Consider the following 22,329-nt stretch of genomic DNA (forward strand, 5'->3'; position numbering starts at 1 on the left):
CATGGAACCGCGCTTCGACCTCTTCGGCACCGAGACCGGCGGCAAGATCGCGAAGCGGTTCGCGGGACTCGGGCAGGCGGTCCACCAGACGTCGCTGCCCGCGACCACGGCCGAGCTCGTCAGCCTGCGCGCGAGCCAGTTGAACGGCTGTGGCTTCTGCCTCGACATGCACGTCAAGGAGGCCATCGCGGCGGGCGAGGACCCGTTGCGGCTGCACCTCGTCGCCGGGTGGCGCGAGACCACGGTGTTCACCGAGGCCGAGCAGGCCGCGCTGGCGTTCACCGAGGAGGGCACGGTGCTCACGCGCGAGGGCGTGAGGGACGAGACCTGGGCGGCGGTCCGCAAGCACTTCGACGACGAGCAGGTCGCGGCACTGGTCTGCCTTCTCGGGCTGATCAACGCCGCCAACCGGATGGCCGTGATCACCCGCCAGAAGGGCGGCTCGTACGAGGTGGGGGCGTTGGCCCGCGCCTAGTGGATCCGGCCCCTGAGCATGACCATGCGCGGCGTGCGGAGGACCTCCAGGTTCTCCCGCGGGTCTTCGTCGTAGACGACGATGTCCGCGGCCGCGCCCTCGGTCAGCGACGGGAAGCCGAGCCACTCGCGCGCGTTCCACGACGCGGCGCCGATGGCGTCCACGGCACTCATGCCCACGCCGTGCAGCGCGACGATCTCGTCGACGATGCGGCCGTGCCGGATGCCACCGCCCGCGTCGGTGCCCGCGTAGACGGGGACGCCCGCCTCGATCGCGGACGCGACCGTGCGCGACACACGGGCGTGCAGGTCACGCATGTGGTCCGCGTACTTCGGGTACTTGGCTGCCTTGTCCGCGATGCCGGGGAACGTCTCGATGTTGATCAGCGTGGGCACCAGCGCGGTACCGCGGGACGCCATCAGCGAGATCGTGTCGTCCGTCAGGCCGGTGCCGTGCTCGATGCAGTCGATGCCCGCGTTGATCAGGCCGGGCAGCGCGTCCTCGCCGAACACGTGGGCGGTGACCTTCGCGCCGGCGGTGTGGGCGACCTTGATCGCCCGCTCCAGCTCGTCGTCCGTCCACAGTGGAGCGAGATCTCCCTCGCCGCGGTCGATCCAGTCGCCGACGAGCTTGACCCAGCCGTCGCCGTACGCGGCCTGCTCGGCCACGGCGCTCACCAGGTCGGTCTCGACCTCGACGCTGATGCCGGGGATGTAGCGCTTGGGCCTCGCGATGTGCTTGCCCGCGCGGATGATCCGCGGCAGGTCGAGGCGCTCCTGCAACGGCGTGGTGTCGATCGGCGAGCCGCAGTCGCGGATCAGCAACGTGCCCGCGTCGCGGTCCGCGATCGCCTGCTCGACGGCCTCGGGCAGCTCGACACCGCCCTGCGGGCCCAGGCCGACGTGGCAGTGCGCGTCGACCAGGCCCGGAACGAGGAAACCGCCGTCGACCACGGTCTGCGCGCCCGGCACCGGCTTGGTGCGGACGCGGCCGTTGACGACCCACAGGTCCCGCGGCTCGCCGTCCGGCAGGACGACGCCGCGCAGGTGCATGGTCACTTCTTCTTGTCGTCCCCGTCGAACTTGAACTTCGACGGGTCGAAGCCGGGCGGGAGCTCGTTCATGCCGCCGCCGAGCTTGGACAGGTCCGGCATTCCGCCGGGCGGCATGCCGGGCATGCCACCGGGCATTCCGCCGGGGAACATCCCCGGCGGGAAGCCGCCCTTGATCTTGGGGGGCGTCGGGCCGCGTCCGCCCTTGCCCTTCTTCCCCTTCTTGCCCTTGCGGGTCTTGCTGCCGCCACCGCCGCCGAAGCCCATCCGGCCCGCCATCGACGCCATCATCTTGCGGGCCTCGAAGAAGCGGTTGACCAGGTCGTTGACGTCGCTGACCTTGACGCCCGAGCCGTTCGCGATGCGCAGCCGCCGGGAGCCGTTGATGATCTTGGGGTCGTCGCGCTCCGCCGGGGTCATGCCGCGGATGATCGCCTGGATGCGGTCGAGGTGCTTCTCGTCCAGCTGACCCAGCTGGTCCTTCATCTGACCGGCGCCGGGCAACATGCCGAGCAGGTTCGCGATGGGACCCATCTTGCGGATGGCGAGCATCTGCTCCAGGAAGTCCTCGAGCGTGAGCTGGCCGGTGTGCAGCTTCGCCGCGGCCTTCTCGGCCTGCTCCTGGTCGAAGTGCTGCTCGGCCTGCTCGATCAGCGTCAGGACGTCGCCCATGCCGAGGATGCGCGAGGCCATCCGGTCGGGGTGGAAGACGTCGAAGTCCTCGAGCTTCTCGCCGTTGGATGCGAAGAGGATCGGCTGGCCGGTGACCTCGCGGACCGACAGCGCGGCACCACCGCGGGCGTCGCCGTCGAGCTTGGTGAGCACGACACCGGTGAAGCCGACGCCGTCGCGGAACGCCGTGGCGGTGTTGATCGCGTCCTGACCGACCATGGCGTCGACCACGAACAGGATCTCGTCCGGGTTGACCGCGGCCCGGATGTCGATGGCCTGCTGCATCATCTCCTCGTCGACGCCGAGCCGGCCGGCCGTGTCGACGAGGACGATGTCGTGCTGCCTGGCCTTGGCCTCGGCGATGCCCTGGCGCGAGACCTCGACCGGGTTGCCGACGCCGTTGCCGGGCTCGGGGGCGAAGACGGGCACGCCCGCGCGCTCACCGACGACCTGGAGCTGCGTGACGGCGTTCGGGCGCTGGAGGTCGGCGGCGACGAGCAGCGGCGTGTGGCCCTGCCCCTTCAGCCACTTCGCCAGCTTGCCGGCGAGCGTCGTCTTACCGGCGCCCTGCAGACCCGCGAGCATGATCACGGAGGGCGGGTTCTTGGCGAGGTTCAGCCGCCGCGTCTCGCCGCCGAGGACGTTGACGAGCTCCTCGTTGACGATCTTCACGACCTGCTGCGCCGGGTTCAGCGCCTGGTGGACCTCGGCACCCTTGGCCCGTTCCTTCACCTTGGCGATGAAGTTGCGGACGACGGGCAGCGCGACGTCGGCCTCGAGCAGGGCGACCCTGATCTCGCGGGCGGTCGCGTCGATGTCGGCGTCGCTGAGCCGGCCCTTGCCGCGAAGGCCCTGGAGAACCGTGGTCAGCCGGTCGGAAAGCGTGGAGAACACGCCTCCCAGACTAGCCGTTCACCTAGTCGCGTCCGGTGTGCCTCCCCGCGCTCGTGATGCAGGATGCTGCGCATGGGGCGAATCTTCCTCAGTTACCACGGTCACGATGAGGGCGACGTCATCGCGCTGTACCTGCGTGACGCCCTTCTGGCCGCGGGCTTCGAGGACGTCCACGCCTACACCGCGCCCGGTTCCGGCCCCGACGTCTCACTGCCGTGGAAGGACAGCCTGCGCCGCGAACTGCTCGGCGCCGACGCGCTGATCGTCGTGTCCTCACCCGGCTCGTTCTCCGAGTGGTGCATCTGGGAGTCGTCGGTCTTCCGCGAGCGCAAACCGCACTCGCCGTGCATCGAGTTCTTCAGCGCGCGCTCGCAGAACCGCGCGATCCTCAACGACCTGCAGGCCCAACGCGTCGATGCCACTTCTCCCGCCTCGCTGGCCGCTGCCCGCGACACGGTGCTGGAGGTGCTCGAACGCGCGGGGATCAGCAAGGCGGCACCTCTCTCGTCGCCCTTCCCCGGCCTGAAGGCGTTCGACGAGCACCAGGCGTCGCTCTTCTTCGGACGCGAGGACGACGTCCAACGTCTCGCCGAACCGTTGCTCGGCAGTCGGTCGCACGGCGCGATGGCGGTCATCGGTCCGTCAGGCGCGGGCAAGTCGTCACTGGTCCGCGCAGGTCTGATCCCTCTGCTGCGCCGCGAGGGGTGGACGATCATCGGCCCCGTGACGCCGTCGCAGGGCGTGCTGCCGCCGATCGAGGGCCCCGGCAGACGGCTCGTGGTGCTCGACCAGGCCGAGGAACTGCTGATGACCGAGTCCTCGGACCTGGTGCAGCAGCTCGTCGAGGCCAGCCGTGGCGAGGCGTGGGTCGTCTACACCGTGCGCGCCGACTTCCTGGACGAGCTCATGCGAAGAGAGGACTTCGCACCTCTCTTACGCGACGACTTCCTCGTCACGCCGCTCACCAAGGCCGAACTGCCGGTGGTGGTGAACGGGCCGTTGCGCTCCTTCGGCTGGAGCGTCGACGACGCCGCGTTAGGTCTCATCCAGGAGGACGCGAGCCGCGAGTCGTTACCGCTGCTGGCCTTCGCGCTGGACAACCTGTGGCGGCACGTGAACCCGGACGGCAAGCGCGCCCCGAGGCCGATCACGCGCGCCGAGTACGTGGCGTCCGGCCGCGTGATGGACGTGCTGCGGCTGCAGGCCGACGAGGCACTCGCGATGGCCCGCGACCTGGTCCGCGACGAGGACGGCTCGTGGCCGTCGGTCGGCGAGGCGGAACGTCGCGTGCTGCGGACGTTGCGGCGGCTGGTCGCGGTGGACGAGTCGGGGAAGTTCACCCGCTGCCCGGTGACAGCGTCCGAGCTGTCCGCGGAGCAGCGGCGGCTGCTCGACCCGTTCATCACCAGCCGCGTGCTGACCGCGACGCGGCAGACCGTGGAGGTGGCGCACGAGAGCCTGTTCCTGCACTGGCCGCGATTACGCGAGGAGCTGGAACGCGACTGCTCCGCCTTGCACGCCACGGTCTCCCCGCACCCGTTCCGGCCGTGCGCGGGGCACTCCGACGGCATCCGGACAGCGGCGCCGAGGCAGCGCGTGGTGGCCGCCCGCGACGACGGTGGCGCGTACCTGTGGTGGATCCAGAGTCACGGCAGGGCGCCGACCGACGGGATCAGGAACGACTCAGCCGATCCCGTGGCGGGCGAGCGCCTCCAGCAGCACGGGCTCGCGCCGCCCCACCGGGGCCGTGGAGATCTGCGCGAACCGCAACCCGGCCGCCACCGCGGCACCGTCGGCCACCGGGTCGTCGCCGACGTGGAGGCACTCGGACGGAGCGACGTCCAGCCGCACGCAGGCGGCCTCGAAGGCGCGCTCGGAGGGCTTGGAGAAGCCGATCTCGTAGGACAGCGCGAAGGCGTCGACCGCCAGCGACTCCCGCCGGAACAGCGACCGGATGTCCCACGAGACGTTGCTGAGCACTCCGACCTTCAACGGGCGGGCGGCCGCCAGCGCCGCCGCCGTGTCCGCGTAGGGCAGCCAGAACGCCGGGTTGTGCAGGCGCTGGAAGAGGTCGTCGTTCATCGTGAGCCCCGCCAGGCGGAACAGGGTCCAGTGGGCGGAGCGGTTGGCGAGCGCGGTGAGGTCGCGGGCGTCCCACACGGCGCGCTCGGCCGCGTTCATCCGCGCCACGAACGGCGCCGGCGCGCGCAGCACCGACAGGTGCGGCGGCGAGAGCCACCGGTGGGCCGGGCGCCCGAAGAGGGTGCCCGCGAAGTCGAAGAGGACAGCCTTGATCACGACACCATGATGCGCAGACCACCCGAGGTTCCCGCACGGGTGAGGAGCGTCACGCCGGTGAAGCCGAACGGCACCCAGCCCGCCTCGAACCGCGCGCGCATCGACGAGCCGCGGCGGACGTGCCGTTCGAACGCGTGCGTGCGCACGATCCTGTTCCTGGCGATCTGGCCGTCGAGCGCCTGGGCCGCCGAGGCGTCCAGCCACAGGAAGTGGCGGGAACGCCCCGACAGCACGCCGGCGAGCAGCAGCATGAACCGCGTGCCGGGCCTGGTGGACGGCTCGTGGACGACCAGCAGACCCGCGCAGAACAACGCCGCCGAGAACACGCGCATCCTGTGCGTGAGGTGCACGAACACGCGCCAGTACTTGTACGGGAGCGGTACGCGCGGTTCGAGCCACGTGCGCACCTGGTCGGAGTCGAGGACCGTGACCGGTTCGTCCGCGTCGAGACGCGTGAGCAGCGTCGTCTTGCCCGCGCCGGGGATCCCGGCGAGGACGACGAGCGAGCGCGGCTTCACTCGGACGGTGGCGATCTGCGTGTTCAACACGGCGGTCATGTCCTAGAAGACGTCTTGGCCATCCCTCTCGTTCAGTTTGGTCCGATTTCACACGAAATGCATAGCTTCATCGCCAGGCAAGTGCCCGGTACGTCCCGTCCGCGAAACCTGCGACGCCGATGACCTGGCCCACTTCGTTCAGGCCCGTGACGGAGTGCCGGGTGGCACCGGACAGCGACGGCAGCAACGTCTGCGTGCCGCTCTGGTCCCACTTCGCGGCGCCGGTGCCGACGGTGCCGGCGACGACCGCGGAGTTGTTGACCTCGGTCGCGCTCGACGGCGCGGGCGCCAGGGTCTCGACGCCGCCGCTGAAGACGTCCCACCGGGTGGCCTGCGACGCGAGGTCACCGACCGCGTAACCGTTGTCGGTGATGTCGAACGGCCGCGCACCGGCACCCAGCTGCGTCTTGCCGCTGCGCAGCCACAGGACGCCGTTGCCGCCGACGGTGCCGGTCGCGTCGCCGAGTTGGTTGGCGCCGAGGAACGTTCCGGCGTCGAGCACGGTCCGCACGCCCGACGAGTTCCACCGCACGACGTCGCCGCCACTGGTTCCGACGACGGTGTTGCCGGTGGTCACGTGCTGCGCGCTGCCGGCGCCGAGGATCGTGGCCTCACCCCACGAGGCCCACAGCACGGCCTGGCTGACGCCGTTGATCGTGGCGGCACCGGCGACCGTGCCGGAGTCGTTGACGTCGTAGGCGACGGAACTGGTGGCGCCCGGCACGGTCAGCTGCGTCAGCTGGCCGGACGAGTTCCACTTCACCGCCTGGGTCTGGTTCGCGGACGTCACCGCGTACCCGGCGACGACGTAGTCGCGGTTGATGGCGGTCGCGCCGGAGCCGAAGCCGAGGTCCGGGAGCTGCCTGATCGGTTCGAACCGGTCCCACCGCACGGCGCGCTGCGAGGTGCCCGCGCCGTAGGAGTTCCCGGCGACCGAACCGGAGTCGTTGACGTCGACGGCCGCACTGCGCAGGTCACCCGGCAACGTGCCGAGGTCCTCCAGCGCGAGTGGAGCCGCCTGCGCGGTAGCGGTAGTGGGAACGGTCAGGGCCGCGACGACGGCGGCCACCATGACGAGTCTCAAGTTCTTCCTCCCCAGTCAGAACAACGAGAACTCGACCTTGCCCAGGCCCCGCGGAGGTTGTCCAGGAACCTGTCTCGTTGTCACGCGAGGAGGAATCGGCGGCGGTGCGAGTGCGCGGTACCTCCCCCGGCTCCGCCACTGCGCACCACCGCCTCTGCCCGCCCGGGAAGCGATCCACCCCTCGAGGACGCTTTCCGGACACCACGAAGACTGCCGGTTCGGGAAGGTGCGCAGGAGCGTGAGCACCCGGAGAGGTTGTGCGTAGTGCTACTCAACCTCTACCTGGCCGCGTCGAGCACCGCCCGCTCGATCCGGCGCCGGTCGAGTCCGTCGCCCGCGATGCTGAACGAGTCGACGACCGTCGCGCCCAACGTGGACACCCGCGCCCACTGCACGTCCGCGCCGCACTGCTCCAACGCCCCGGCCACGCGGTGCAGCAACCCGATCCGGTCCGCCGCTCGCAGTTCCAGCACCACCGCGCCCGTTGCCTCGTCGTCGAACCACAGCACCTTCGACGGCGGCGGGTCGACGGGCGGGCCGCCGTAGTCGCGTTCCTTCGCGGCGAGCTTGTCGGCCAGCGGCAACGAACCCTCGATCGCCCTCGCGAGCTGTTCGCGCAACAGGGTCGCGTCGGGCAGCGACCCGAACCGGGGCGACACGGTGAACGTGTCGACCGTCGCGCCACCGTGCGAGTGCAACGTCGCCGCGTGGACCTCCAGCGAGTTCAGCGCGAGCACTCCGGCGGCCTTGGAGAGCAGGCCGGGACGGTCCGGCGCGATCACCGTCACGACCGCCGCGTGGTCCTGCTTCTCCAGCAGCACATCGGGTTTCCCCGATCCCGCGACGCGTTCCGCCATCTTCACGTGCACGGGGTCGAGCGGTTCGGGTTTGGGCAACGCCTCCCCCGCCATCGCCGTGCGGCACCGGGTGACCAGGTCGGTCATCAGCGCGGCCTTCCAGTCCGTCCACACGCCCGGTCCCGTCGCGATGGAGTCCGACTCCGCCAGCGCGTGCAGCAGTTCCAGCAGGACCGCGTCACCGCCGAGCGTCTCCACCACGCGGTGCACGGTCGCCTCGTCCTCGACGTCACGACGGGTCGCGGTGTGCGGCAGCAACAGGTGGTGGCGCACCATCGCGGACAACGTCTCGACGTCCTGCGGCCACAACCCGATCCGCTCGCCGATCTGCGTCGCCAGCGCGGCGCCCACCTCGGAGTGGTCCTGCTGCCGGCCCTTGCCGATGTCGTGGATCAACGCGCCCAGCAGCAACAGGTCCGGCCGGGACACCGTCGTCGCCAGCCGTGCGGCGTGCGCGACCGTCTGCACGAGATGCCGGTCGACCGTCCACATGTGCGCGGCGTCGCGCGGCGGCAGGTCCCGCACCGCGCCCCACTCGGGGAACAGCCGACCCCACAAACCCGTGCGGTCCAACGCTTCCACGACGTCCACGAGCCCGCTTCCGCTGCCCAGCAACGCCAGCAGCTCCTCGCGGGCCTCACGCGGCCACGGCTGGCGCAGCTCCGGTGCGGAGTCGGCCAGCCGTGTCAGCGTTCCGTTCGCGATCGGGTGTTTGCTGCGTGCAGCCGCCGTCGCGACACGCAACAACAACGCCGGATCACGGCTGGGAATCGCGTCACGGGCGAGCGACACCTCGGACCCGTGCAGCACAACGCCTTCGTCCAACGGCCTGCGCGGCGGCTGTCCTCTCAGGAACGCGCCGAGGCCGCGTTTCGGTGCGGCGGCACGAGCGGCCCGCATGGCCACGTCGAACGCGTAGACGACCGTGCGTGCGGCGGAGGAAAGCGACCGTGCCAGGGCGAAGCGATCCGCGAGCCCCAGTGCGGACGCGACCTCGTCGCCGTCCTGCGCCCGCAGCACGTCGCGAGGTTTCCTCGCCACACGACGAAGTTCGGTGCGCACGTCCAGCAGCAGCCGTCGTGCCTCGTCGACGTCGGCGGACGGCCGGTCCACCAACTGGGCCAGCGACAACGCGTCCAGCAGCGTGAGGTCCCGCAGACCTCCGCGGCCGTGCTTCAGGTCCGGTTCGACGCGGTGCGCGATCTCACCGCTGCGGGCCCAGCGCTTCTGCGACGACTCGGCCATCTCGTCGAGCCGGTTGCGGACGTTGCCGCGCCACGCCTGCCGCGCGCCGTCCGCGAGTTTCTGCGTGACCTCCGGATCACCGGAGATGTGCCGGATGTCGAGCAGTCCCAACGCCGTTCGCAGGTCACCGGCGGCGACGCGGAGTGCCTCCCCGACCGTGCGGACGGAGTGGTCCAGGCCGATTCCGGAGTTCCACAGCGGGTACCAGAGCTTTTCGGCGATCTCGTCGACGTTCTTGACGCCGTTGTGCACGAGCACCAGGTCGAGGTCTGAGTAGGGCACGAGCTCGCGCCGCCCCAGCCCGCCGACCGCCACGAGCGCGATACCCGGTCCGGATACCCCCGCTCCCCCCGCGTGCTTGGTGAGCCAGAACTCGTGCAGGTCCACGAGTGCTTCGCGCAGAGGTTCGGCGGTCAAGCGACGACGACCTGGCACGAGCAGCCTTTCGCGTGCTCGCACCAGGTCGTCAGCCGTGACGACGGCCGTTTCGTTGTTCTCCACGGGCCGTCTCCTCGATTGGTTAAGCGCTGTGATCGTCAGCCTTCGCCTCGTATTTCGACGTTCAGACGGGTGCATCGCGGTGTCGGCCCCGCGCCCTCGTACTGGTTGTACGGGGGCGCGGGGCCGACACCGCGAGGTGCCCTGCTGGGCGCCGGAAGACGCGGTGACGGTTGGCGGTCACAGCGCTAGAGCGCATCCGATCCACGTTCGCCCGTGCGCACGCGCACGACCGTGTCGACCGAAGTGACCCAGACCTTCCCGTCACCGATCTTGCCGGTGCGGGCGGCCTCGACCACCGCTTCCAGCACCTTCTCGACGGCGGTGTCGTCGATGACGACCTCGATCTTGATCTTGGGCACGAAGTCCACCGAGTACTCGGCGCCGCGGTAGACCTCGGTGTGGCCCTTCTGGCGGCCGTAGCCCTGCACTTCGCTGACGGTCATGCCCAGCACCCCGAGCTGCTCAAGGGCGCTCTTCACGTCGTCGAGCGTGAACGGCTTGATGATCGCGGTGACCAGCTTCATTTCTTGTTGCTCCCCTCAAGGACCGCCGTGGCGCCCGCGGCCACGCTCGGCTTGCCGGCGCCACGAGCGCTGGTCAGGCTGCCGTACTCGTAGGCGCGCTCAGCGTGCTCCGACTCGTCGATGCTCGCGACCTCGGACTCCTCCGACGCGCGGAACCCGACGGTGAACTTCACCAGGTAGCCGAGCGCGAGGCTCAGGACGAACGAGTAGCCGAGCACCGCGAACGCGCCGACCGCCTGGCGCCACAGCTGGTCGAAGCCGCCGCCGTAGAACAGGCCGTTGATCTTGGCCGGGGCCGCCTCGCTGGCGAACAGGCCGATCAGGATCGTGCCGGACAGACCACCGACGAGGTGCACGCCGACGACGTCGAGCGAGTCGTCGAAGCCGAAGCGGTACTTGAGCGACACGGCCAGGGCGCAGAGGACACCGGTGATCGCGCCGATCGCGATGGCGCCGATCGGGGTGACGGAGGAACAGGCGGGCGTGATGGCGACCAGACCGGCGATGATGCCCGACGCGGCACCGAGGGTGGTGGCCTTGCCGTCGCGGATGCGCTCGGTCAGCAGCCAGCCGAGCATCGCGGCACAGGTGGCGACGATGGTGTTGACGAACGTGACGCCCGCGGTGCCGTTGGCGCCCAGGGCGGAACCGGCGTTGAACCCGAACCAGCCGAACCACAGCAGACCGGCGCCGAGCACGACCAGCGGCAGGCTGTGCGGCTTCATCGGCTCCTTCGGCCAGCCGACGCGCTTGCCGAGCACGATCGCGAGCGCGAGACCCGCCGCACCGGCGTTGATGTGGACCGCGGTACCACCGGCGAAGTCGATCGCGAGGAGCTTGTTGGCGATCCAGCCACCGGGGTCGATGACGTTGCCGGCCTCGTCCTTGCCGTCGAAGTCGAACACCCAGTGCGCGACCGGGAAGTAGACGATCGTCGCCCACAGACCCGCGAACAGCAGCCACGGGCCGAAGCGGGCGCGGTCGGCGATGGCGCCGGAGATCAGCGCGACCGTGATGATCGCGAACATCGCCTGGAACGCCACGAACGCCGTGGTCGGGATCTTGCCGAACAACGAGTCGGCGCCCAGCAGGCCGTCAAGGCCGAAGAACTCGAACGGCTTGCCCAGCAGGCCTCCGCCGACGTCCGCGCCGAATGCCGTCGAGTACCCGTACAGCACCCACAGGACACCGACCACGGCCATCGCGCCCAGGCTCATCATCATCATGTTGAGCACGCTCTTCGAACGGACCATGCCTCCGTAGAAGAAGGCAAGGCCCGGCGTCATCAGCAGCACCAATGCGGCGCTGGTGAGCACCCAGGCGGTGTCCCCTGTATCCACTTCGACCTCCACTGCACGTCGGTTGCAGGGAGCATCGGTATGTCCTGTTTCACGGACCCGCGTGGAACGTTTCGCGGAGGTGAACTGTCGACCTGGACGTGTTACGTCCGCGTTTCGCGCCGTTCACGGCCTCGATTCGGGCACCTCACGGCCTCGGAACGGTCACGGGAAGTAGCCGCGACCGTCCACCGATGCGGTGATCACGCCGGCTTCCGAGCCCCGGCCCAGCACGGCCAGCGGCGACGCGGCGATCAGCAACGCCACCGCCAGGCCGGACGCGACCACGGCGGCGAACCCGAGCGTCGGCAGCGGCCCCTTCGTCGCCACCAGCGTGAGCACGCCCACGGACACGCCGAGACCGGTCATCGCCACCAGCGGCACACCCGTCTCCAGCACCACGACCCGCCGCAGCTGGCCGAGCGTCGTGCCGCTCGCCCGCAGCAGCGCGAACGAGCGGCGCCGTTCGAGCACTCCACCGGCCGCGCCCGCCGCCACACCACATCCCGCCACCACCACGACGACCACGACGGCGAAGTGGACGGAGGACTCGACGTCGTCCCAGAGCCGTTGCTCGCGCAGCACGAACTCACGGCGCGTGTTGATGATGGCGTTCGGCGAGGCGATCGCCTCGCTCGTGCGGATGCGTTCCTCGTCCTCGACCGTGCCGTCGCTGACGATCTCGCGGTCGCGGCCGTCGAACACGGTCACCACGCCCGGCGGGGTGGCGGTGCCGGGCTGGTCGCCGTACGCGCTGACCAGGCCGCTCAGGTAGGTCGCCGCGAAGGCCGCGAACACCAGAGCACTCGCTGCCCGGAACGCCGCCTTCGGGTCGTGCTCGATCCGCCGTGCCGCCAGTGCGGTCGTGGCGCTGGAGGCCCTCGCCAGCAGCCGTCCGACCTGCAGGCACACCCACGGGCCGACGACGAGGACGCCCACCAGGGTCGAGATCGCGAACAGCGCGGTCAGCTCGTCGAAACCGGCCGCCGAGGTGTACGTGACCAGGGACAACCCGCCGATCCCCACCACCAGGGGCAGCGCGCGCAACGCGGTCGGCGACCTGGAGGCGTTGCGGCGCAACGGAAACACGGCGAAGAGAACGGCGAGCAACGGCACGAGAACCAGCGCGGCCAGCGGCGCCCGCACGTCGGCGGCGTGGAACGGAAAGCCTTCGTAGGTGACCGAGGAAGCGAGCACCCGGCGCAGTCCCTCGTAGGCGAGCCAGCCCGCGAACGTCCCCGCCAGCGCCGCGATCCCGGACTCCGCCGCCGCGATCGCCGCCGTCTGCGACCGGGTGGCGCCCACCAGTCTCAGCGCGGCCAGGCGGCGCTCCCGCTGGGCCGCGGCGATCCTGCTCGCCATCACGACGAACACCGCGACGGGAACGAGCAGCACCAGAGTCGCGATCCCCACGATGATCCGGGTGAACGCGAAGAACGCGTGGTCGGGTGAGGTGGCGATGCCGGCCGCGGTGAACATGCCGGGCACCTCGCCGCCCACGACGGCGACGAGCTGCTCGGGGTGGGACAGCAGGTCCACGGGGATCGTGCCGGTGACGACGCCGGGGTAGCGGTCGTCGAGTTGATCGTCCGGAGTGGACTCGAAGAGGCGCTGCATCGCCGGTGAGGCGACGACTTCACCGGTGCGGGGCAGCGGGAAGCCGGGCGAGGGCGAGTCAGGGCCTGCGACCACGTGGATCCGCAGCATCTGCTCGCCGCGAAAGTAGTCCGTGACGGCCAGCCAGCGCACGGAGCCCGTGCCGGGCGTGTCCGCGCGGGTGTACTGCCACGCCGAACGATCAGAACGGCCCTGCAACGCGCCTTGGGCCGTGAGGCAGAGCATCAACACCGCGACACCAACGGCCACACCGGAGGCGGTGAACGCGAACCGCGCCCACGCACCCTTCCCACGAGGCCACCACAGGCCAGCCATGGCACAGCACTATACCCCCGGCGTATACACCGGGGGTATAGCTCCTGACCAGCGTTAGCGAACCGAGAACGGCCCCGCGGGGACCTTCGGCTTCGCGGACTGGATCGACGCCTGCTCCACCGGCTCGACAGCGGCACACGAGGTGCCGTTGCGCGGCAGCTTCAGCGAGACGAGGTACTCGTTGTTGATCTTCAGCGTGCACTCGCTGCGGTCGTAGACACCGTGGCCCCAGCCTTCGTAGGTCACGAAGACGGTGGCGTCACGGGACTGACGGTGCGCGTTGACCGCCCACTCGTAGGCCGTCGCCGGGTCGTGCTTGGCGTTGGTGAGCAGGATCTTCGGCGAGTTCTTGATCTTCAGCGTGCGCTGCGGGTTCGTGGCCTTCGGGAACCCGACGCAGCCCATCATCGCGCCGTGGCCGAGCGAGGAGCCGCGCGTGTTCGGCGCGATCCGGTACTCCGACTTCGTCAACGCCTGGTACTCGCCCCACGAGCTGACGCGCAGGTTGTAGTCGTTGCAGAAGATGCCGGGGAACGGGTTCGGGAACGTCTCCTCGGCCGCGAAGGCCGAGAACGCCGACTGCGGCGCCTGCGCGCCGTCGATGATCTGCTTGATCTGGTCGGCGAAGCCCTTCCAGTTGGGGCCGTAGGCCATGCTGACCACACCGCCGCCGAGGTCCTCCGGCGTCAGCTTGGCGGTCGGGTCCCAAGGAGCGGGCACCTCACCGCGTTCCGCCTTGGCGAGCAGGTCCTTCCAGATCTTGCGGAGGTCCTGGCCGTGGAACGGCGACGACGCGTTGCGGTCGTTCCACTTGATCCACTCGTTGAACGAGTCCTCGGCGGTGCGGGCCTCGGAGTCGAGGAACGCCTTCGTGCCGAGACTGTGGTCCATGTTGGAGTCGATGATCATGGCGCGGATGTTCTTGCCGAACTTCTCCGCGTAGTGCTGGCCCATGATCGTGCCGTACGAGATGCCGTAGTAGTTGATCTTCTTCTCACCCAGGGCGCGGCGGATGGAGTCGATGTCCTGCGCCACCTCCGCGGTCGAGGCGTTGTCGAAGATCGCGCCGGACTGCTTGCGGCAGTCCTCGCGCAGCGCCTTGTTGAACACGACGAGCGCGTCGAACTCGGCCTTGGTCTTCGGGTAGCTCGACGGCGTCTTCTGCAGCATCTCCGCCGAGCACTTGATCGGCGCGCTGCGTGCGACACCACGCGGGTCGAACCCGATGACGTCGAACTTGTCGACGATCTCCTTGCTGAAGTAGCGGTCGGCGCCGAACGAGAAGTCGACACCCGACCCACCCGGTCCACCGGGGTTGATCACCATCGCGCCGATGCGCTGGGACGGGTCGTTCGCCTTGCGGCGCGACACGGCCAGCTGGAACTTCTCACCTCTCGGCTTGGCGTAGTCGACGGGCAGCTCGAGGAAGCCGCACTCGACCGTCGGCACTTCCTCGCACGGCTTCCAGTCGACCGCGCCGACGTTGAACTCCGGCTGTCCCTCCGGGGCCGCGATCGCGACCTGACTCGCCCCTAGCACCAATGCCGAACTAGCGAGCGCGGCACCGAAGACGCGCACCATCGGTTGCATGGATTTCCTCCCTGGATCCCCGATCTTGCGGGAGGAACGCTTCCACCGATCGTGTGACGCGGACAACCGACCTAGGTAGGGACCAGAATCAGCCCGTGGTCGTACAACCACAGTCAGTTAGTCGTTTTGTTCCACATCGCCTGCAGGTGTGCTAGGCCGTCACTCGTAGGGGTTCCGAGGATTCGGAGGCGTGCCATGCCGCCGTCCGGGTAGATGTCGAGGCGGACGGCAGTCGCCTCCGTCTCGGGCACGAGGAACCGGTGCCGTGTGTCGGGCTGCAGCCGGGTGCGCGGGAGCAGGTCGAACCACGCGTCCGGGTCCGTGCGCTCGTCGCAGCCCCTGACCGACGCCCAGCCCGGCGCGTTGCCCTTGAAGTGGCTGGTGTCGAGCTCGACCAGCCGCACGACTCCGGGGGCGGCGAGCCGGAGCGACACCCAGTCGTTGCCGTCGTCACGGCGGCGCGCTGTCTCCCAGCCCTCGCCCATGACCGTGGCCTGACCTGGGGCGATGAGGTTGTTGGGCGAGCTGTAGAACATGTTGCTGCAGCCGGTGACGACGGCGCCGTTCTCCAGCGCGGCGAGGTCGATGCCGGCCACGAGCAGACGCGGGTCCGCGAGCGGTTCGCCGTGCACGCGCAGCCGCGCCACCCCGCCGTCGGGGTCGATGGTCAGGCGTACGTGCGTGACGCGACGCCCCTCCTGGACGTCGAAGAAGTGCTTCTCGTCGCCCTTCAGCGCGGTGCGTTCGACCAGCGGGAACCACTCGGTGATCTCGTCGGCGGACGGGTAGCCCTCGACGTGGGCGCCCTCGACCCAGCAGAACGGCGGGTAGTTGCCCTTGAAGAACGCCGTGTCGACGACGATCCCGCGCACGACACCGGGCAGGCCGAGCCGCACGACGGCCTGGTCCACACCCGCCTCACGACGGCGGCGCGTCTCCCACCCGTCGTAGACCTGGCCTTTGTGGCCGAAGGTGTAGGTCTGGTAGACCGGCTCGGCGGGCTTGATCAGGTTCTCCCGCTCGGCGAACAGCTCGTCGTTCGCCCAGAGCACACCACCTCCGGCCGCGCGCGAGGCGAGGTCGGGCAGCCGAGTCCACTCCGTCATGCTTCTCCTCTTCTGAGCAGCTTGCCTGGGGTCGTGCCGATTTCCTTGCCACGCAACCACGTCTGCCGCACGACGCCGTGCAACGAGCGCCCGTGATACGGCGTGACGGGGTTGCGGTGGTGGAGCTTGTCCTTGTCCACCACGAAGGTCTCGTCCGGCGCGAAGACAACGAGGTCCGCGTCCTTGCCGACCGCGATGGCGCCCTTGGTCTCCAGCCCGACCTGACGTGCCGGGTGCGCGGCCATCCAGCGGACGACGTCGGTGAGCTGGAAACCGCGTTCGCGTGCGCCCGTCCACACGGCGGGCAGGCCGAGCTGCAGCGACGCGATGCCGCCCCACGCCGTGGCGAAGTCGCCTTCCTTGAGCTCCACCGTGCTCGGCGAGTGGTCGCTGACGACCAGGTCGATCACGCCGTCGCGCAGGCCCTGCCACAGCGCCTCGCGGTTCTCCTCCTCGCGGATCGGCGGGCAGCACTTGAACTCCGTCTGCCCGTCGTGGATCTCCTCCGCCGTGAACGTGAGGTAGTGCGGGCAGGTCTCGGCGGTGATGGGCAGGCTCTCGCGCTTCGCGGACGCCAGGATCGAGAGCGCGTCCGACGACGAGAGGTGCAGGACGTGCGTGCGCGCACCGGTCCTGCGGGTCAGCTCCACGACGTCGCTGATCGCCTTGTTCTCGGCCTCGCGCGGCCGTGACGCCAGGAACCCCGCGTAGTCCGGTTCGGAGTCACGCACCGTGTGCGCGTCCTCGGCGTGCACGATCGTCAACGCGTCGAGCGTGGCGAGCTGCCTCAGCGCCGCTTCCAGCTCGGTGGTCGTGACGGCCGGGAACTCGTCCACGCCCGAGTGCAGCAGGAAGCACTTGAAGCCGAAGACGCCTGCCTCGTGCAGCGGCTTCAGGTCGGCGAGGTTGCCAGGGATGATCCCGCCCCAGAACCCGACGTCCACTGAGGCGTTCGCGGCCGCCTTGCGCTTGATCTCCAGCGCCGCGACCTCGACCGTCGGCGGGATGCTGTTGAGCGGCATGTCGATGATCGTCGTGACGCCACCGGCCGCGGCGGCGCGGGTCGCCGTCTCGAACCCCTCCCACTCGCTGCGGCCGGGGTCGTTGACGTGCACGTGCGTGTCGACCAGGCCTGGCAGCAGCACCTCGTCGCCGGCGAGGTGCACGACGTTCGGCGACTCGATGTGCGGCTCGACGGCGACGATCCTGCCGTCGACGACACCGACGTCGCACGCGATCTCGCCCTGCGGGGTCACGACCCTGCGGGCGCGGAAGACCAGGTCCATGTCCCTCACTGTGACACCCAGTCGCGGGCGATGCGACCGCCTAGAACGGTGAGAAGCGAATCGGCACGGGCCATGCACCGCGTGACGTCCGGTTCGACGTCCAGCAACGCGTAGGCGGCCTTGAGCCCCAGGTCACCCGGTTCGACCGAGCACTGGCCCGCCACCGCGACCACCGGTACGTCACCGGAGGCCCTGACCACCCCGTACGGCGCCTTGCCGTGCCGGGTCTGCGCGTCCAGCGACCCCTCGCCCGTGATCACCAGCGACGCGTCGGCGACGGCCTCGGCGAACCCGGCGAGCTCCAGCACGACCTCGATGCCGGGCCGGAACCGCGCGCCGAGCACCGCCAGCGCGGCGAACCCGATCCCGCCGGCCGCACCCGCTCCCGGTCGTTCGGCGAACTCCGGCCCGATCCGGCCGGCGAAGTCCGTGAGCCGCTGTTCCAGGACCTCCACCTGCTCGGGTGAGGCGCCCTTCTGCGGCCCGTAGACCGCCGCGGCGCCGGACGGCCCGAGCAGCGGGTTGTCCACGTCCGAGGCCAGCACGAGGTCGATGCCGGCGAACGACGTCTTGCCGAGGGCCTCCAGCATGCCCGCGCCGCCGTCCGTGCACGCGCTGCCTCCCAGCCCGAGCACGATCGTGGAGCAGCCGACGTCCACGGCGGCTTTGAGCAGCTCACCGATGCCGTGGCTGGTGGCGTCGAGCGGCGCGGGCCTCTCCAGCAACGTCAGCCCGGCCGCCGAGGCCACCTCGACCACGGCGGTCGTGCCCTTGACCGCGAAGGACGCGGGCACCGTCCGGCCGACCGGCCCGGTGACCCAGCGGCCCACCTTCAGGAACCCGGCGGCGACGGCGGCGTCGACCGTGCCGTCACCGCCGTCGGCCACCGGGAGGAGGCGCACGTCCACGTCCGGGACCGCCTCCCGCAGGCCGCGTGCGACGGCGGCGGCGACCTGCGGGGCGGTGAGCGATCCCTTGAACTTGTCCGGCGCGACGACGACGTGCGTCACGGGAGCGGCTCGAATTCCTTCATCGCGGCGATCGACGTGCCGTTCGCGGTGTTGCCCTCGCGTTCGATCATGATCTCCACGAGCACGGGCCGTTGCGTGCGGTCGGCCTCCTTGCGCGCCCACTCCAGCGAGGTGCGGATCTCGCTCGGATCGGCGACCCGGATGCCGGAGCAGCCGTAGGCCTCCATGATCTTCACGTTGTCCGAGCCCGTGGTGTCGTAGTGGATGTCGACCTCGTACTTCATGTCGTAGCCGCCGTGGTCCTCCGCCATCCGGATCAGACCGAGGTACTCGTTGTTCAGCATGATCAGCACGAACGGCACGTCGTACTGGGCGCCGACCGCGAGCTCCTCCACGAGGAACTGGAACGAGTAGTCCCCGACGACACCGACGACCTCCGCGTCCGGCCTGGCCTTCTTCACGCCGATGGCCGCCGGGATCTCCCAGCCGAGCGGACCTGCCTGGCCGCACACCTGGTAGTGCCGCGGCTTGTGCGCCTTCTGGTGCTGGCCGGACCAGATCTGGTAGAGCCCGATGGCCGTGACGAAGTAGGTGTCCGGGCCGTAGAACTCGTTGATCTCCTTGAACACCCGCGGCGCCTTGACCGGCACGGTGTCGAAGTCCTCGCGCCGCAGCAGCGTCCGCTTGAGCTCCTGGCACCGCTCGACCCAGACGCCCTTGTCCCGCGGCCCGTGCTGCTTCGCCTTGTCCAGCAGGGCCTTCAGGAACACCTTGGTGTCCGCGACGATGCCGAGGTCGGGTCCGAACACCTTGCCGATCTGCGTCGGCTCGACGTCCACGTGGATGAACTTGCGGTCACCGCGGTAGGTCGCGAGGTCACCGGTGTGCCGGTCGCCGAACCGCGCGCCCAGCGCCAGCACCAGGTCCGACTCCAGGAACGACGCGTTGCCGTAGCGCTGCGAGGTCTGGATGCCGGTCATGCCCGAGTACAGCGGGTGGTCCTCGTCGATCGCGCCCTTGCCCATCAGCGTGGCCTGGACGGGGATCTGCAGGAGCTCGGCCAGTTCCAGCAGTTCGGCGGACGCCTCGCCGAGGATGACACCGCCACCCGCGAGCAGCAGCGGGCGTTCGGCGGCCAGCAGCATCTCCAGCGCGCGCTCGACCCGTGCGTCGCTCGGCGCGACCTTCGGCACCGGCAACGGCTCGTCGATCGTGGAGTCCCACTCGATCTCCTGCTTCTGCACGTCGATCGGCAGGTCGATGAGGACCGGTCCGGGACGGCCGGAGCGGGCGATCCGGAACGCCTCGCGGAAGATCCACGGCATCTGCGCGGCTTCCTTGACCTGCACCGCCCACTTCGTGACGGGGGCTGCGATCGAGACGATGTCGACGGCCTGGAACGCCTCCTGGTGCAGCTTGGAGACCGCCGCCTGGCCGGTGATGCAGAGGATCGGCACGGAGTCGGCCTGCGCGGTGTACAGGCCGGTGATCATGTTCGTGCCGGCCGGGCCCGAGGTGCCGATCGCGACACCGACGTTGCCGGTCGTGCGCGACCAGCCGTCGGCCATGTGGGTCGCGCCCTCCTCGTGCCGGACGATGAGGTGCTCGATCGAGCCGTCCTGCTCCATCGCCTTGTACAGCGGGAGGATCGCGGCACCGGGGCAGCCGAACACGACGTCGATGCCCTCGGACTTCAGGACCTCGACGACCGCCTGCATGACTGGGATCTTCGGCATGTGTCAGGCCCTTCCCGCGAAGTTCTCGATGACCTTGAGCAGCGCGGAGTGGTCGAGCGACCCGTAGCCCTGCGCGCGTGCCGCCGCGACGAGTGCGGCGATCTGGTTGGTGACGGGCAGTGCGACGTCGGCGGCGCGTGCCGCGTCCAGTGCGATGCCCATGTCCTTGTGGTGCAGGTCGATCCGGAAGCCCGGCTGGAACTCGCGGGCGATCATCGACTCGCGCTTGAGGTCGAGGATCCGGTTCGCCGCAAGGCCTCCGGCGAGCACGTCGAGGCCCGCTTTCGGGTCGACGCCGGACGCTTCCAGCAGCACGATCGACTCGGCGACGAGGGCGTAGATGCCGCCGACCATCAGCTGGTTCGCGGCCTTCACGACCTGGCCCGCGCCGTGCGGCCCGACGTGCACGATCGTCTTGCCGACGACCTCCAGGAACGGCCTGGCGGCGGCGAAGTCGGCCTCGGTGCCGCCGACCATGATGCTGAGCGACGCCTGGACCGCGCCGGTCTGACCGCCGCTGACGGGCGCGTCGAGCACCCGCACGTTCGTCAGCCTCTGCGCGATCTCGATCGAGGTGGACGGGCGGATCGTGCTCATGTCGATCAGCAGCGTGCCGTCGTCGAAGGTGACCTCGCTGGTCACGGCCTCGACCTGCGGGTGGTTCGGCAGCATCGTGATGACGACCTCGGCGCCGCTCACGGCCTCCTGCGCGCTCGACGCCGCCTTGCCGCCGTCGGCGGTGAGCTTGTCGAGCGAGGCGGGGCTGAGGTCGAAGCCCGTCACGTCGTGCCCGGCGGCTACGAGGTGGGCCGCCATCGGGCTGCCCATGATGCCGAGGCCGATGAATCCGATCCTGGTCATGCTTGATCCCTCCAAGCGAAGGAGTGGGTGACGGGCTTGTACTCGGCGCCGACGAAGCCGGCGTAGCCGTTGGCGCGGAGCTTCGCGAGGTGCCCGAAGAGGTCGAGCTCGCCGGTGCCGGGCTCACCGCGTCCGGGAGCGTCGGCGATCTGCACGTGACCGATGCGGTCGACGTGGTCAGCGAGGAGGTCGAGGTCGTCGCCGTTCGTGGCGAGGTGGTAGAGGTCCGCGAGCAGCTTCACGTTGCCGCGGTCGATCTCGTCGATCAGCTCGAACGCCTGGTGGGCGGTCCTGATCGGGTACTTGGGCGCACCGCTCAGCGGTTCGATCACGATCTGCGCGCCGATCTCCGCCGCGACGTCGGCGGCGAAGCGGTAGTTGGAGACGGTCTGCGCGGTGGTCTCGAAGTTGCCGTGCAGCGCGTTGAGCGTGCGGCAGCCGAGCCGGCCCGCGATGGCCGCGGTGACCTCGACGTTCGTCCGGAACTCGGTCTCGCGGCCTGGCCAGCTCGCCAGTCCCCTGTCTCCCGCGGGCATGTCACCCGCGTAGAAGTTCAGGCCGACCAGGCGGACCTGCGCGTCGACGATCGCGTTCTCGAACGCCTCGATCTCGCGCGTCTCCGGTACGGCTTCCGCGAACGGCCACCAGATCTCGACCGCGTCGAACCCGGCGGCGCGCGCGGCTCGCGGGCGTTCCAGCAACGGCAGCTCGGTGAAGAGCATGGACAGGTTTGCGTCGAACATCTTCGGCCCGTTCCTTCCACATTGCGGAAGTAGAATTTCGTACTACGGAGACACTAGACATCCCGCGCGGCCCGGGTCAAGAATGTGGAAGTTCAATTCCGCGATGTAGAAACTTGGAGAACCGTGGACAGCTTCAACAGCGCCCCGGAGGCCGAACTCCGTCCACAGCTCGCCGAGTGCCTCGCGGTACCCCGCTGGATCGACGCCGTGGCGGCGGGCAGGCCCTACGCGTCGATGGATGCTCTCCTCGCGGCTTCTTCGGTTGCCGCACAAGGACTTTCCGACGAGGAGGTGCTCGGCGCGATCGCCGGGCACCCGCGCATCGGCGAACGACAGAAGACAGGTGGGGTGTCGGCGAGGTGGTCGCGGTCAGAACAGTCCGGTGTGGACGCTTCCGAGGCTGATCGCCTGGCGGAGGCCAACGCCGCGTACGAGGATCGGTTCGGGCACATCTACCTGGTGTGCGCGACCGGCCTGAGCGGTGCGGAGATGCTCGACAACCTGTCCAGTCGCATGGACAACCCGCCGGAAGTCGAGCTCCGCGTCGTGAACGACGAACTCGCGAAGATCGCCGCCTTGCGGCTGCAGAAGCTGATCGGGAGCTGATTT

The 22,329-nt window shown here is 69.7% G+C and carries 18 protein-coding genes and 1 pseudogene; 3 read left to right on the top strand and 16 right to left on the bottom strand.

All coding sequences use genetic code 11. The features are described 5' to 3' along the window. Window position 1: 1 nt before the first annotated feature. Entirely contained in the window at window positions 2-475 is a 474-nt protein-coding gene (locus ACFWN2_RS42275) for a carboxymuconolactone decarboxylase family protein (protein ID WP_382436272.1), read from the top strand. On the opposite strand, the gene ACFWN2_RS42280 is transcribed toward ACFWN2_RS42275, so the two are convergent. Both ACFWN2_RS42280 and ffh read right to left on the bottom strand, forming a co-directional pair. Continuing rightward, on the bottom strand, window positions 472-1,527 hold the full coding sequence (locus ACFWN2_RS42280; RefSeq protein WP_382436304.1) for an amidohydrolase family protein: 1,056 nt from the start codon (window positions 1,525-1,527) through the stop codon (window positions 472-474). The two genes, ACFWN2_RS42275 and ACFWN2_RS42280, sit on opposite strands and share 4 nt — an antisense overlap. Before the next feature lie 2 nt (window positions 1,528-1,529). Beyond that, window positions 1,530-3,092 carry a signal recognition particle protein gene (gene ffh / locus ACFWN2_RS42285; RefSeq protein WP_382436273.1) on the bottom strand — a complete coding sequence of 521 codons (1,563 nt, stop codon included), beginning with the start codon at window positions 3,090-3,092 and terminating at the stop codon, window positions 1,530-1,532. A 72-nt stretch (window positions 3,093-3,164) separates the two neighbouring features. Between ffh and ACFWN2_RS42290 the strand changes: the two are divergent. Further along, window positions 3,165-4,595, top strand: a pseudogene (locus tag ACFWN2_RS42290) (hypothetical protein); the annotation flags it as partial. A gap of 180 nt (window positions 4,596-4,775) precedes the next feature. Here ACFWN2_RS42290 and ACFWN2_RS42295 read toward each other — a convergent pair. The 14 genes from ACFWN2_RS42295 to ACFWN2_RS42360 all read right to left on the bottom strand — a co-directional run bounded on the left by ACFWN2_RS42295 (window position 4,776) and on the right by ACFWN2_RS42360 (window position 21,720). After that, complete coding sequence (locus ACFWN2_RS42295) at window positions 4,776-5,390, bottom strand: HAD family hydrolase (protein WP_382436274.1); 615 nt, start codon at window positions 5,388-5,390, stop codon at window positions 4,776-4,778. Beyond that, window positions 5,387-5,947: an AAA family ATPase gene (locus ACFWN2_RS42300; protein ID WP_382436275.1), complete on the bottom strand. Its 561-nt coding sequence runs from the start codon at window positions 5,945-5,947 to the stop codon at window positions 5,387-5,389. The genes ACFWN2_RS42295 and ACFWN2_RS42300 overlap by 4 nt, the downstream gene beginning before the upstream one ends. Before the next feature lie 67 nt (window positions 5,948-6,014). Further along, on the bottom strand, window positions 6,015-7,031 hold the full coding sequence (locus ACFWN2_RS42305) for a hypothetical protein (protein ID WP_382436276.1): 1,017 nt from the start codon (window positions 7,029-7,031) through the stop codon (window positions 6,015-6,017). Between the two features lie 278 nt (window positions 7,032-7,309). Further along, window positions 7,310-9,634, bottom strand: a complete 2,325-nt coding sequence (locus tag ACFWN2_RS42310; protein WP_382436277.1) for a [protein-PII] uridylyltransferase — start codon at window positions 9,632-9,634, stop codon at window positions 7,310-7,312. 185 nt (window positions 9,635-9,819) lie between these two features. Next, on the bottom strand, window positions 9,820-10,158 hold the full coding sequence (locus tag ACFWN2_RS42315; protein ID WP_253323279.1) for a P-II family nitrogen regulator: 339 nt from the start codon (window positions 10,156-10,158) through the stop codon (window positions 9,820-9,822). After that, window positions 10,155-11,498, bottom strand: a complete 1,344-nt coding sequence (locus ACFWN2_RS42320; RefSeq protein WP_382436279.1) for an ammonium transporter — start codon at window positions 11,496-11,498, stop codon at window positions 10,155-10,157. The genes ACFWN2_RS42315 and ACFWN2_RS42320 overlap by 4 nt, the downstream gene beginning before the upstream one ends. 162 nt (window positions 11,499-11,660) lie before the next feature. Beyond that, complete coding sequence (locus ACFWN2_RS42325) at window positions 11,661-13,427, bottom strand: FtsX-like permease family protein (RefSeq protein ID WP_382436280.1); 1,767 nt, start codon at window positions 13,425-13,427, stop codon at window positions 11,661-11,663. A 54-nt stretch (window positions 13,428-13,481) separates the two neighbouring features. Further along, window positions 13,482-15,017, bottom strand: coding sequence for an alpha/beta hydrolase (locus ACFWN2_RS42330; protein WP_382436282.1), 1,536 nt, complete (start codon window positions 15,015-15,017; stop codon window positions 13,482-13,484). Between the two features lie 113 nt (window positions 15,018-15,130). Further along, entirely contained in the window at window positions 15,131-16,123 is a 993-nt protein-coding gene (gene alc / locus ACFWN2_RS42335; protein WP_382436283.1) for an allantoicase, read from the bottom strand. Then, window positions 16,120-17,409: an allantoinase AllB gene (gene allB / locus ACFWN2_RS42340; RefSeq protein ID WP_382436284.1), complete on the bottom strand. Its 1,290-nt coding sequence runs from the start codon at window positions 17,407-17,409 to the stop codon at window positions 16,120-16,122. The genes alc and allB overlap by 4 nt, the downstream gene beginning before the upstream one ends. A 5-nt stretch (window positions 17,410-17,414) precedes the next feature. Continuing rightward, entirely contained in the window at window positions 17,415-18,419 is a 1,005-nt protein-coding gene (locus ACFWN2_RS42345) for a glycerate kinase (protein ID WP_382436285.1), read from the bottom strand. Then, a complete protein-coding gene (gcl, locus tag ACFWN2_RS42350) occupies window positions 18,416-20,116 on the bottom strand; it encodes a glyoxylate carboligase (RefSeq protein ID WP_382436286.1) in 1,701 nt (566 codons plus the stop codon). Before gcl ends, ACFWN2_RS42345 begins: the two co-directional genes overlap by 4 nt. Before the next feature lie 3 nt (window positions 20,117-20,119). Continuing rightward, the gene (locus tag ACFWN2_RS42355; protein WP_382436287.1) at window positions 20,120-20,977 is read right to left on the bottom strand and encodes an NAD(P)-dependent oxidoreductase; all 858 of its coding nucleotides are present in this window, start codon (window positions 20,975-20,977) and stop codon (window positions 20,120-20,122) included. Next, window positions 20,974-21,720: a hydroxypyruvate isomerase family protein gene (locus ACFWN2_RS42360; RefSeq protein ID WP_382436288.1), complete on the bottom strand. Its 747-nt coding sequence runs from the start codon at window positions 21,718-21,720 to the stop codon at window positions 20,974-20,976. The genes ACFWN2_RS42355 and ACFWN2_RS42360 overlap by 4 nt, the downstream gene beginning before the upstream one ends. A 123-nt stretch (window positions 21,721-21,843) precedes the next feature. Between ACFWN2_RS42360 and uraD the strand changes: the two genes are divergently transcribed. Next, a complete protein-coding gene (uraD, locus tag ACFWN2_RS42365) occupies window positions 21,844-22,326 on the top strand; it encodes a 2-oxo-4-hydroxy-4-carboxy-5-ureidoimidazoline decarboxylase (protein ID WP_382436290.1) in 483 nt (160 codons plus the stop codon). Window positions 22,327-22,329 lie beyond the last annotated feature (3 nt).

It is taken from the genome of Lentzea sp. NPDC058436 (assembly GCF_042721515.1).
Taxonomy (GTDB): Bacteria; Actinomycetota; Actinomycetes; order Mycobacteriales; family Pseudonocardiaceae; genus Lentzea.